This window comes from Caulobacter sp. GW821-FHT10A10 (assembly GCF_059415745.1).
Window position 1 is genome coordinate 86112 of record NZ_JBWKNV010000007.1, and the last position, 12297, is coordinate 98408.

At 69.2% G+C, this 12297-nt stretch carries 11 protein-coding genes; 5 read left to right on the top strand and 6 right to left on the bottom strand.

Going from position 1 to position 12297, the window contains the following annotated elements; all coding sequences use genetic code 11:
• Nucleotides 1-447: 447 nt before the first annotated feature.
• From AC07NS_RS19465 to AC07NS_RS19485, 5 genes are all read right to left on the bottom strand, one after another.
• Nucleotides 448-1770, bottom strand: a complete 1323-nt coding sequence (locus tag AC07NS_RS19465; protein ID WP_494605900.1) for an ATP-binding protein — start codon at nucleotides 1768-1770, stop codon at nucleotides 448-450.
• A complete protein-coding gene (locus AC07NS_RS19470) occupies nucleotides 1767-2516 on the bottom strand; it encodes a response regulator (RefSeq protein WP_110121422.1) in 750 nt (249 codons plus the stop codon). The genes AC07NS_RS19465 and AC07NS_RS19470 overlap by 4 nt, the downstream gene beginning before the upstream one ends.
• Before the next feature lie 210 nt (nucleotides 2517-2726).
• Nucleotides 2727-3038 carry a hypothetical protein gene (locus tag AC07NS_RS19475; protein WP_494605903.1) on the bottom strand — a complete coding sequence of 104 codons (312 nt, stop codon included), beginning with the start codon at nucleotides 3036-3038 and terminating at the stop codon, nucleotides 2727-2729.
• Nucleotides 3039-3065: 27 nt separating this feature from the next.
• Entirely contained in the window at nucleotides 3066-3719 is a 654-nt protein-coding gene (locus AC07NS_RS19480) for a hypothetical protein (protein ID WP_494605905.1), read from the bottom strand.
• Nucleotides 3720-3859: 140 nt separating this feature from the next.
• The gene (locus AC07NS_RS19485; RefSeq protein ID WP_494605906.1) at nucleotides 3860-4621 is read right to left on the bottom strand and encodes a helix-turn-helix transcriptional regulator; all 762 of its coding nucleotides are present in this window, start codon (nucleotides 4619-4621) and stop codon (nucleotides 3860-3862) included.
• Between the two features lie 92 nt (nucleotides 4622-4713).
• Between AC07NS_RS19485 and AC07NS_RS19490 the strand changes: the two genes are divergently transcribed.
• The 3 genes from AC07NS_RS19490 (at nucleotide 4714) to AC07NS_RS19500 (ending at nucleotide 10194) form a co-directional block, all read left to right on the top strand.
• Nucleotides 4714-5886: an acyl-CoA dehydrogenase family protein gene (locus AC07NS_RS19490; protein WP_494605908.1), complete on the top strand. Its 1173-nt coding sequence runs from the start codon at nucleotides 4714-4716 to the stop codon at nucleotides 5884-5886.
• A gap of 138 nt (nucleotides 5887-6024) precedes the next feature.
• Nucleotides 6025-8427, top strand: a complete 2403-nt coding sequence (locus AC07NS_RS19495; RefSeq protein ID WP_494605910.1) for a TonB-dependent receptor — start codon at nucleotides 6025-6027, stop codon at nucleotides 8425-8427.
• A gap of 138 nt (nucleotides 8428-8565) precedes the next feature.
• Complete coding sequence (locus AC07NS_RS19500; RefSeq protein ID WP_494605912.1) at nucleotides 8566-10194, top strand: ABC-F family ATP-binding cassette domain-containing protein; 1629 nt, start codon at nucleotides 8566-8568, stop codon at nucleotides 10192-10194.
• A 72-nt stretch (nucleotides 10195-10266) separates the two neighbouring features.
• Here the strand turns inward: AC07NS_RS19500 and AC07NS_RS19505 are convergent, their stop codons facing one another.
• Nucleotides 10267-10890, bottom strand: coding sequence for a TetR family transcriptional regulator (locus tag AC07NS_RS19505; protein ID WP_494605914.1), 624 nt, complete (start codon nucleotides 10888-10890; stop codon nucleotides 10267-10269).
• Nucleotides 10891-10977: 87 nt separating this feature from the next.
• On the opposite strand from AC07NS_RS19505, the gene AC07NS_RS19510 reads away from it, so the two are divergent.
• Entirely contained in the window at nucleotides 10978-11745 is a 768-nt protein-coding gene (locus tag AC07NS_RS19510; RefSeq protein WP_494605916.1) for a Coq4 family protein, read from the top strand.
• A complete protein-coding gene (locus AC07NS_RS19515) occupies nucleotides 11742-12179 on the top strand; it encodes a DUF2147 domain-containing protein (protein WP_494605918.1) in 438 nt (145 codons plus the stop codon). Before AC07NS_RS19510 ends, AC07NS_RS19515 begins: the two co-directional genes overlap by 4 nt.
• The last annotated feature ends 118 nt before the right edge of the window (nucleotides 12180-12297 follow it).

The window sequence follows — 12297 nt, forward strand, 5'->3', positions numbered from 1 at the left end:
CGCTTGTCTCGTCACGGAACGGCTTGGCGGCCCAATCACGCCTTCTGAGCGATCCTGCAAACCCGCCCTTCCCATGACGCCCCAAGCGGCCCCGCTCGATGCGATCCACAGCCGCTAACTCGGGCCGGTACCAAGAGCCCTCCCCGTGGCTGGGATGGGGATGATTATGGGGGTGGTTTGGGCAGGTGGGGGTAAGTTGGGATTATAAAGTTATATGGTGTTGAATTTGTTGAACTCTTTTCCGATTACGCCGTGCGAGTGAAGTGCGTATCGCCCGATCTTTCTCCCCTTGCGGGAGAAGGTGGCGGCCGAAGGCCGACGGATGAGGGGTCTCTCAGATGGGAGACGCTCCGCCCGGCCTGACCGCTGCGCGCGGCTTTGAGGTCTGAGAGACCCCTCACCCGACCCTGCTCCGCAGGGCCACACTCTCCCGCAAGGGGAGAGGGATCACAGGGCCGGCAGCCTGACCTCGGCTCGCAACCCGCCCTCGGGGCGGTTCCTGAGCACCAGTTCGCCGCCTTCGCGCCTCAGGATCTGCTGGACGATGGTGAGCCCGAGGCCCAGACCGGCCGTGTTGCGGGCGCGGGCGCTGTCGAGGCGGTGGAAGGGTTCGAGGACGTGAGCGAGCTCTTCCTCGGGGATGCCGGGACCGCTGTCCTCGACCGCCAGGATCACCAGCCGACCGTCGCGGACGAGACTCAGCCGGGCCTCGCCGCCGTAGTGCAGGGCGTTCTCGACCAGGTTGCTGACGGCGCGCTTCAGCGACAGCGGGCGGGCGTGGACCGGCAGGTGCTCGGGGCCGTCGTATCTCGCCTCGCGCTCGGCGTCGGTGGCGTCGTCGACCAGGGTCATGGCGATGGCGGCGATGTCGGTGCGGCGCGGCGGTTCGGGGTCCTCCTGGCCGCCCAGATAGGCCAGCAGCGAGTCGAGCATGGCCGTCATCTCGTTGACGTCGGCCTCCAGGGCCTCGCGGGCGGCGACGTCCTGGACGAAGCCGGCGCGCAGGCTGAGGCGGGCCAGCGGCGTGCGCAGGTCGTGCCCCACGGCGGCCAGGGCCTCGGTGCGGGTCTGCAGCAGGCCGGCGATGCGGTCCTGCATGGCGTTGAAGGCCTTGGCCACCAGTTTCAGGTCGCCGGCCCCGGTCTCGGCCACGCGCATGCGCTCGCCCTGGCCGACCTTGTCGGCGGCCTCGGCCAGGGCGCGCAGGGGCCGGCTGAGGTTGCGCAGCACCAGGGCGGCGGCGGCGATGACGCCCAGGCCGAGAATGAAGGCAGAGCCGAAGCTGCTGAGCACTACGGCCCAGGGCGCGGCGCGGATCTTGGTCTTCATCCAGACCCACGAGCCGTCGCGCATCTTCAGCGCCACCTTAAGGTGGGTGTCGCGGGGCAGGGCGTGGTCGGTCTCGGTGTTCATCCGCAGCTCGCGCCGCACGAGGCTGGGCTCGGCGTCGCGGAACTGGTCCTTCAGTTTGCGCTCGGCGGCGCGTTCGCGATCGACCAGGGTCGGCAGGGCGGTCCAGCCGATCTCGTTGGGGCGCGCCGACAGGCCAGCGGCGCGGGCGGCGCGCTCATGCTCGGGACGGGTCTCGAGGATGGCTTCGGCGGTGACCAGCTGCTCGGCGGCGCGCCGCACCTGGTTGTCGCGATTGGGATAGAGGCGGCTGTTCTCGAACAGGATCGAGCTGCCGACGAATTCCAGGGCCACGGCCAGCATCAGGACCAGGGTGACCTGGCCGACCAGACGCTGCGGCCACAGCCGCAAAGGCTTCATCGGCGCTCCACCGCCGCGGTGAAGATGTAGCCGACGCCGCGCACGGTGCGCAGCAGGGCCTCGGCCTGGCCGCTGACGGCCAGTTTCCGACGAAGACGGCTGACCAGCACGTCGATGCTGCGGTCAGAGGCGTCGGAAATGCGGGCGCGCGACATCTCCAGCAGGCGCTCACGGCCGATCACCCGCTGGGGCGACGACAGGAAGGCCAGCAGCAGGTCGAACTCCGCCCCCGACAAATCAACGAAGGCGCCGTCGGGCGACAAGAGCTCGCGGCGGCCGGGATCCAGCTGCCAGCCGGCGAAGACCATCTGCTGGTGGCCACGCGGCTGGCTGGACTGGGTGGCGCCCTGGGCGCGGCGCAGGATGGCCCGGATGCGGGCGATCAGCTCCTTCTGGCTGAAGGGCTTGCCGATATAGTCGTCGGCGCCCAGCTCCAGGCCGATCAGGCGGTCGGTCTCGTCGTCGCGGGCGCTGAGCATGACGATCGGCACGTCGCTCTCGCGGCGCACGCTGCGGCACAGGTCAAAGCCGTTGCTGCCGGGCAGCATGACGTCGAGCAGGATGATGTCGACGCTGTTGGTCTCGAGAACCCGGGCCATCTCGGCCCCGTGGGCGGCGCTGAGCGGCTGGAAGCCTTCCTCGCGCAGCAGGCGCATCAAGAGGGTGCGCAGGGCCGGATCGTCCTCGACGATCAAGACGACCGGAGCGACGGGGGCGGCAGCGATCTCGCGCTGCAGGGCGATCATTCCGTGGCCTGAGGATTCCATGCGTCCGGGCTATCTAGGAACGACGGCGCCGTGAACAAGGTTGGAAACGGCAATTCCTCGCCAGTTTCCACCGGAGATCGGCCGGATTTCGTCGCTCGCTGAAAAGTAAGGCGCCCTCGCGCGCACTTCGGGGGAAGAGGAACTCGCGCGAGGGCAGGCCGCCGGGGCGGCCGTCTTTGGACCGCTGGCTTACGCCGCGCGGCAGGCTTCGGAGACAGCGGCCCGCACCGCGCCTTCGTGGGCGGCGGCGTCGGCGGCGCTGTTGAACACCACGTGGACCAGGCCTTGCTTGGCCTTGGCCGCGGCCACGCCCTGACGGCTGGCGACGAGGCCAGCGGCCGAGGAGGCGCAGGTTCCGGCGGTCTGGATCTTCACCGTGCGCTTGGCGAGGTTTTGCTTGGCGACGGCTTCGGTGTGGGTGAGGCCATGGCCGGCGGGGCCGGCGACGGCGGGAGAGGCGGCCAGGCACGCGGCCAGGCCGAGGAACGCAACGACTTTCATAGGACTTGGAAACTCCGGATACAGAACTCAGCCGCCAGCGGCGGGGTCGGCCTTCGCCTGAAGGGCGGGCAGGGTGGCGCGGTAGCCGTCGACGGCCTTCAGCAGGCCGGCGATCTCGGCCGGGGTGATGGCCGTGCGGTGCTCGTAGCCCTTGTCGGACTTGAACTTGAAGCCCCAGGCCGCGGGTTGGGCGGAGAGCTTGCGCAGCTCGGCCTCGCTGACGGTGAACGAGATCTCCTCGCGGCACAGCTCGGGCGCCTCGAACAGGAAGCACTGGCCGGCGTTGTCGCGGATCTTGGTCACCTGGGCCTGCACCGGGAAGGCGCTGGTCTGGTAGGCCACGGCGCCTTCGCCATAGCCGCGCATCGAGCCCTGGTAGGTCAGGGTCTGGCGCACCTCGAAGCGGGTGGAGCCCGTGCGCTTGTCGACGACGGCGCGCAGGTGGTTGTCGTTGGAGGGCGAGCGGAACACGCCCTTGCCGGTCTGGAAGCCGCGCTCGGTGCTGACGACGGTCTCGATGTCGAGCGGATCATCCAGCACCTGGGCCTTGGCGTGGAAGTGCTCGACGCCGAGCGCCGTCTGCTTGGCCGGCAGTTTCACCGTTTCCGCGGCTGCGGCGCCGGCGATCGCGAAGCCGCTGATCACGGTGAGCGCCAGCAGGCGATGACGGGTCTTGTTCATGGTCTTCTCCCGAACGGCGCCGATCGATCCCTCGTTCGACCAGCGCCTCTGAACATGTGTCAGAGTGCAGAGAGCGCCTTTCGGCTTTGCATCGCGTTCGTGACAAAGCGTGTCGGAAGGGGCGCTTCGGGAAGACGGCGTTATGCGGCCGAGCCCAGATAGCCCAGGCCCGTGGCCCGGTGGATGGCCTGGGCGCGGCCGGCCACACGCAGCTTCAGGGCCGCGTTCTGGACGTGAAAGCGCACCGTGGGTCCGGAGATGCCGATGATCTGGCCGATGTCGGCGTCGGTCTTGCCGGCCGCGGCCCACTTCAGGCACTGGATCTCGCGCTTGGTCAGCCGGGCCAGGGGCGCGTCGTCGCCGACGCCGTCGCGATAGGCCGACACCAGGCGCAGGGCCGCCCCGTGCAGCTGGTCGGCGCGGGCCTCGTAGAGGGCCGGCAGGTCGGGAACGGCCTTGTCCGAGGCCCAGACCACGGCCCCGATCACCCCGCCGGTCAGGTAGGCGGGCGCGATGATGGCGGCGGCGACGCCGAAATCTTCCGCCGCCTCGCGCACGGCGATGGCTTCGAGCCGGGGCAGGGGGCGCCAGCTGGAGAAGCGGCCTTCATGATAGAAGAACGGGTCGGCGGCGTAGCGGGCGGCCAGGATGAACGGGGCCCGCAGAGCGAAGGAGCGGTCGCGCCAGTAGCGCAGGCCCGCGTCCAGCCACTCGAAGGTGGTCTCGGCCAGCGGCAGGCCGTCCGGGCCGAGCATCGGCTCGGGGCTTGAGATGTCGGCGCTGGCGGCGATGTAGGGCAGGCCGATCTCGGCCCCGAGATCGCGGACGCGCACCGCCAGGTCCAGGACCCGCGCCAGGCGTTCGTCGCTTCCCCCCAAGGACTGGGCCGTGGTCGCCGTCATGCGGGCGTTCTTTCCCTATCGGTTCCGATAGCTTGCGCACCCGGGCCAGGCTTTCGCAAGTTTCCCCGAGGGCGTGGGATGGGAGTGAGCGCGTGGATCTGGAACTGTCGGCCGAGGACCTGGCCTTCCGCGACGCGGTGCGCGCCTTCATCGACGCCAACCTGACGCCGCAGCTGCGCGAGGCCGGGCGGCGGATGACCAGCGTGTTCTGCGACAAGGCCCACAGCCTGGCCTGGCAACGGATCCTCCACGCCCAGGGCTGGGCCGCGCCGACCTGGCCGGTCGAGTACGGCGGGCCGGGCTGGAGCGAGATCCAGCGCCACGTCTTCTTCGCCGAATGCGCGCGGGCCGGGGCGCCGGGCCTGGCGCCGATGGGGCTGCGGATGGTGGCGCCGGCGATCATGCGGTTCGGCAGCCCCGAGCAGAAGGCCCGCTACCTGCCGCGCATCCTGTCGGGCGAGGACTACTGGTGCCAGGGCTATTCGGAGCCGGGGGCGGGGTCGGATCTCGCCTCGCTGCAGATGAAGGCCGTGGCCGACGGCGACGACTATGTGCTGAACGGCTCGAAGATCTGGACCACCCACGCCCACTGGGCCACGCACATGTTCTGCCTCGTGCGCACCAGCACCGAGGGCAAGCCTCAGGCGGGCATCACCTTCCTGCTGGTCGAGATGGACCGGCCGGGGATCCGCGTCGATCCGATCGTCACCATGGCCGGCGAGCACGAGGTCAACCAGGTGTTCTTCGACGATGTCCGCACGCCCAGGGCCGACCGGCTGGGCGAGGAGAACCAGGGCTGGACGGTGGCCAAGCACCTGCTGGAGTTCGAGCGCGGCGGGGGCTACGCGGCCGGGCTGGAAGCGGGGCTGGAGCGGCTGGCCGGACAGGTCGAGCCGGAGGACCGCGATCAGCGACGGCGGCTGGCCGAGGCGCAGATCGCGGCGCTGGCCATCGACGTCACCGAGCGGCGGGTGCTGAGCGCCATCGCCGGCGGAACCAATCCCGGACCGGCCTCGTCGATCCTCAAGGCGCAGGGTTCGGAGGCCTTGCAGCGGCAGGACGAACTGGCGCTGGACGCCCTGGGCGGCTACGCGGCCGTGCACCAGCCGAAGGCGCGCGAGGCGGGCTCGAACGAGGCCTTCGTGGGACCCGAGACGGGGCTTACGACCACGGCCCGCTATCTGAACAACCGCGCCGCCTCGATCTATGGCGGCTCCAACGAGATCCAGCGCGACATCATCGCCCGGCTGGTGCTGGGGCTATGACCCTATCAGTTCCGATAGCTTGTTAGAGCCTCCCCGCCACCGCACGCTCCGATAGAGCCAGCGTCCAATGAAGGCGCGGCCGGAGGGAGGTTTCGCATGCGAGGACTTCGTGTCGCGCTGACGCTAGGGGTGTCCGCGGTGGCTCTGACGATGGCGGCGCCGGTCTGGGCGCAAGCCCCGGCGGCCAAGCCCGCCCAGGACGACAAGAGCAGCTACGCCATCGAGGCGGTCGTCGTGACGGCCCAGCGCCGCGAGGAGGCGGCCAACGACATCGGCATGCCGATCCAGGCCTTCAGCGGCGACGCCCTGAAGCAGCTGCGGGTGACCGACCCCAAGGACCTGTCGACCGTCGCGCCCAGCTTCACGGTGAGCCAGAGCTACCAGGGCGTGCCGACCTATACGCTGCGCGGCATCGGCTTCAACACCATCAACCTGTCGGCCACCTCGACCGTCGGCACCTATGTCGACGAGGTCGCCTACGCCTATCCGTTCATGAACACCGGCCCGATGTTCGACCTGGAGCGGGTGGAGGTGCTGAAAGGCCCGCAAGGCACGCTCTATGGCCGCAACACCACGGCGGGCCTGGTCGACTTCGTGACCAACAAGCCGACCGACCAGTTCGAGGCCGGGCTGACGGCCGAGGCCGGCAACTACAAGACCCGCAATTTCGAGGGCTATTTCAGCGGCCCCTTAGGCGACAAGGTGCAGGCTCGCGTCGCCTTCCGCGCCGAGCACAGCGGCGAGGGCTGGCAGAAGAGCAATTCGCGCGACGAGCGCCTGGGCGAGGTGCATCGCCAGGGCTGGCGGCTGTCGCTGGCCGCCCAGCCCAGCGAGAAGGTGGACCTCGATTTCTCCTATGCCGGCTGGCGCAATCGGTCGGACACGGTGGCCGCCCAGGCCATCGGCTTCACCCCGGCCACGGCCGCCAGCCCGTTCAACGCGGCGGGCCTGGTCACCTATGTCGCCAACAACAAGCCGACCAAGTCGACCCAGGCCGACTGGGCGCCGTTGTCGGTGCGCGGAACCGACGTGGGCACGGGCCTGGGGATCAGCGATCCCGCCGAGGAAGACGACCGCTTCGACGCGGCCAAGCTGCGCTTTTCCTGGCACCTGTCGGACGACGTCAGCCTGATCTCGCTGACCAGCTACAACAAGCTCAAGCGCGACGCCGTCTTCGACTGGAGCGGCGCGCCTTACGAGATCCTGGTGCAGAAGGCGCATGGCGACATCGAGTCCACGGCCGAGGAACTGCGGCTGGAGGGGCGCACGGAGAAGGGCTCGTGGCTGGTCGGCGTCTATGTGGCGCATGACGAGATCCTCGACATGAACCGCACGATCCTGGGCCAGAACGCCAATGTCGGCCTGATCCGCTTCTATGGCGCGACCCTTCTGGCGACGCCGTTCAACAGCGGCGGCTACACCGCCTTGCAGATGAGCCAGGCGTTCCGCACCTACGAGGACGTCGGCAATATCGAGACCGACACCGCCAGCCTCTTCGCCAACGCCGACCGGCAGCTGACCGACAGGCTGAAGCTTACCGTCGGCCTGCGCTACAGCCAGGACAAACAGGACTATGTGGGCTGCTCGCGCGACTTCAACGGCAACATGCTGCCCAACGTCAATGTCGTGAACCGGGCGCTGTTCTTCGGGGTCTACGGCCTGGTGGCGCCGATCACGCAGGGGTCGTGCAACACCTTCGATCCGGCGACGGCCAGCTTCGGCTTCGTGAAGTCGACCCTGGACGAGGACAACTTCGCCTGGCGCGTGGCGCTGGACTGGCAGGCCTCGGATGACGTGCTGGTGTTCGGCTCGATCTCGCGCGGGGCCAAGGCCGGGGCGACCCCGATCAACGCCGCCAACATCTCGACCCAGAACGCCCCGGCGCGGCAGGAACTGCTGACCGCCTACGAACTGGGCGTGAAGGCCGCCCTGTTCGACCGCCGGGTGCAGGCCAATCTGGGCGTCTTCTACTACGACTACACCGACAAGCAGCTCAGCGTGTATTTCGCCGACCCGATCTATACGGCCCTGTCGCGCCTGGCCAACGTGCCGGAAGGCGAGGCCAGGGGCCTGGACGGCGACATCACCTGGCGCGCCACGCGGTCTTTGACTTTCCTCGCCTCGGCGACCTGGCTGCACACCGAAGTGAAGGGCTACACCGGCATCAACGCCGCCGGTCAGGCCCAGAACTTCGATGGGCGGCCCTTTCTATACAGCCCGAAGTTCCAGGGCGGCCTGACGGCCCTGTTCGACCACGACCTCAGCAATGGCCTGAAGCTGCAGGCGGCGCTGAATGGGCGCTGGCAGGACAAGTCGAGCGCAGACCTGGAGGGCAATCCGCTGTTCGCCATCGACAGCTATGGCCTGCTGAACGCCAGCCTGGGCCTCTCTTCACCGGAAGCCGGCTGGGAGGTCTCGCTGTGGGGCCGCAACCTGACCGACGAGTACTACTGGACCGCCGTCAGCAGCAACGCCAACACCGTGGTCCGCTTCCCCGGCAAGGCCCGCACCTGGGGCGCGGCGCTGAGCTGGAAGTTCTAGAGCGCCCAGGGGCGGCGCGGAGCCGATCCGCGTCGCCGCCTCGCCGTCGCCCAGCGGCCAGCGACGGATCATCGCGCCTGGAATTGATATGGCTCTGGGGCTGGCGTTCTCGCGCGACCCGAGCTAGCAGACCGCCCCATGATCCGCCTCGACAACATCTCCAAGCAGAACGGCCACCAGATCCTGTTCATCGAAGCCTCGATGGGGATCCAGAAGGGTGAAAAGGTCGGCCTCGTCGGCCCCAACGGCGCCGGCAAGACGACGCTGTTCCGCATGATCACCGGCCAGGAGCAGCCCGACGACGGGCTGGTCGCGATCGATCCGGGCATGAAGATCGGCTATTTCAGCCAGGACGTCGGCGAGATGTCGGGCCAGAGCGCGGTCGCCGCGGTGATGGACGGCGTCGGCCCCGTCAGCGCGCTGGCCGCCGAAATGGCCACGCTCGAGGCGGCCATGGTCGATCCGGACCAGGCCGACCAGCTGGACGCCGTCATGGAGCGCTACGGCGAGGTGCTGGAGCGCTTCCAGGAGCTGGACGGCTATGCGCTGGAGTCGCGGGCGCGCGAGGTGCTGGCGGGCCTGAGCTTCAGCCAGGAGCGCATGGACGGCGACGTCGGCATGCTGTCCGGCGGCTGGAAGATGCGCGTGGCGCTGGCCCGCATCCTGCTGATGCGGCCCGACGGCATGCTGCTGGACGAACCCTCCAACCACCTGGACCTGGAAAGCCTGATCTGGCTCGAAGCGTTCTTGAAGAACTACGATGGCGCGCTGCTGATGACCTCGCACGACCGCGCCTTCATGAACCGCATCATCGGCAAGGTGGTCGAGATCGACGGGGGCCAGCTGATCACCTATTCGGGCGATCTGGACTTCTACGACCAGCAGCGCGCGCTGGGCGAGGCGCAGCGTCAGGCGCAGTACGAGCGCCAGCAGGCCATGCTGGCCAAGGAAATCAAGTTCATCGAGAAGTTCAAGGCGCGCGCCTCGCACGCCGCCCAGGTGCAGAGCCGGGTCAAGAAGCTCGACAAGATCGAACGCGTCGAGGCCCCGCGCCGCCGCCAGGCGGTGCAGTTCGAGTTCCAGAGCCCGCCGCGCTCGGGCGAGGACGTGATCAGCCTGCGCAACGTCCACAAGGGCTATGGCGACAAGCCGATCTACGCCGACCTGGATTTCCTGGTGCGCCGCAAGGAGCGCTGGTGCGTGCTGGGCGCCAACGGGGCCGGCAAGTCGACCCTGCTGAAGCTGGTGGCCGGCGACGCCAAGCCCGACCAGGGCGCGGTCAACATCGGCGCCAGCGTCAAGATGGGCTATTTCGCCCAGCACTCCATGGACCTGCTGGACGGCGAAGAGACGATCTTCGAGTCCCTGGAGCGTTCGTTCCCGCAGGCCGGGCAGGGCGCTCTGCGCACCCTGGCGGGGTGCTTCGGCTTCTCCGGCGACGACGTCGAAAAGCCCTGCCGCGTGCTGTCGGGCGGCGAGAAGGCGCGTCTGGTCATGGCCAAGATGCTGTTCGATCCGCCGAACCTGCTGGTGCTCGACGAGCCGACCAACCACCTCGACATGGCCACCAAGGAAATGCTGGTCGCGGCGCTCGCCGACTTCGAGGGCACCATGCTGTTCGTCTCGCACGACCGCCACTTCCTGGCGGCCCTGAGCAACCGCGTGCTGGAACTGACGCCCGAGGGCGTTCACCAGTACGGCGGCGGCTATACGGAATACGTCACCCGCACCGGCCAGGAAGCGCCGGGCCTGCACCCGGGCGGCTAAGCCCCCCTGACCGTCTAGCGCAAGGCGAGGGCGCGACGAGACCCTCGCCGAAGCGACGTCAGCTTCCCGTCGTCAGCTTCCCGTCGCGGGCTTGGTGATCAGGAAGCGCGGCAGCAGGCTGGCCACGACGCGGCGGGCCGCGTCGTCGGGCTGGTCGAGCATGTCGCGCAGGGGCGGGCCGATCAGGGCCTCGCCGAAAGCGCTGAGCGCGATGAACAGCACCGCCGCCCCCATGCCCTGACGGGCCTGGGCGTCCTGCACGCCCATCTTGTCGCTGATCGCGTCGACTAGGTTCTGCACGGCGGCCCGCACGGGCTCCAGGTGCGAGAGGTCTCCGGACAGCGCTATCCAGGCGGCCAGACGGCCGGCGCCGCCGGTGGAAAAGGCGTCGAACACCGCATTGACTAGCTCCAGCGGCGCGCCTTCGTCGGTGCGCAGGCGGGCGACCGCCTCGTCGAGGGCCTGGGTCAGGTCGGCGACCATCGAGGCCATCAAAGCCGACTGCAATCCGGCCGCCGATCCGAAGTGGTGGATCAGGTTGGCGTGGGTCACCCCGATTTCGCCGGCGACCGCCGACAGCGTCACCGCGTCGGGTCCGCCCGACAGCAGCAGGGCGCGCGCCGAGGCCAGCGCTTCGCGGCGCGCCTCCTCGGGCAGGCGTCGACGACGACGCGTGGCGGTCTTTTCAATTGACATCGATGTAAATGACATTCATGTAGATAAGACGAAATTCTTAAGCCCGGACAAGGGGAACCGCAAGTGCAAGCTTCGCCGTCATCACCCGTGTTGCAGCCCGTCGCCGGGCACGAGCGGCTTCCATCCCAGACCGCGCCCCGTCGCGTGCAGCCCGTGCGGGCGGCTCGCGCCTTCGGCCGGCTGGTGGCCGACAAGGAAGACACCCGGCAGGTGTTCGAGATCATGAACGCCCTGGCGGGCCGTTCGATCGACTGGGGCTATCAACGCCTTCTGGAGACGCCGGAGGGCGGCCAGCAGGCCTACGCCCAGGTCGAGCTGTCGGACCGGCTGCAGGATCGCGACTGGCTGGCGGGCTTCGCGCCCGGGACGGTGGGCGCGGCCTATCTGGCCTTCATCGACGTGCGCAACCTCTCGGCCTACGGCCTGGCCGACGAGAGCCGCAAGGTCGCCGACAGCGAGATCGAGGCGGCTCATCCCCGCGCCTGGTACGCCCGCCGCATCCGCGACGTGCACGACATCTGGCACGTGCTGACCGGCTACCAGACGGATGCTCTGGGCGAGGCCTGCGTGGTGGCCTTCTCGCTGCCGCAGACGAAAAGCGCGGGTTTCGGCCTGATCGCCGCCGGCGGGGCGGTGCAGTTCATGCGGGCGCGCACCGGCTATCCCTGCGGGCGGGCCGTGCTGCAGGCCTGGCGCAACGGTCGCCGCGCGGCCTGGCTGCCGGGGCAGGACTACGAGGCCCTGATGGCCGAGCCGCTGGAAGCGGCGCGCCAGCGGCTGCGGATCCCGCGCCCGAGCGTCTACGAGCAGGTGCCGCCGACCGTGCGCAACGCCTATCTGGGAGGCGCGGGATGAGGCGCGCGGCGACGGGGCTTCTCGTCGGGCTGGCTTTGCTGACGGCCGCGGCCTCGCCGGCCCTGGCCCAGGACGACGCTCTGGTCGGCCGCTGGCGCACCTCGGCCCGCGAAGGGGTGGTCGGCATCGAGCGCTGCGGCGCGGTGTTGTGCGGGCGGGTGCTGGACGCGGCGCCCCTGCGGAGCAATCCCGACCAGCGCGACATCCACAACAAGAAGCCGGCCCTGCGCACCCGGCGGGTGATGAACCTGCTGGTGCTGGAGAACTTCACCGGCGGCCCCAAGGCCTGGAAGGGCGGACCGCTCTACGACCCCGACACCGGGGACCGGGCGACGACCGGAACCCTGACCCTGATCGACGACGACACCCTGGCGGTGAAGGGCTGCATCGCGCCGCTGCTTTGCCGGACCCAGACCTGGAAACGCGCGCGCTGAGTATCGGGCGCGCGGGCTCAAAGAGTGCCCAGTAACGGGCGGCTGCGGCCGCCGCTTTTCATCCGATGACTTCGAGGAAGCCGGCGTCGAAAGGGACGTCGGACGGGGGATTGCGACC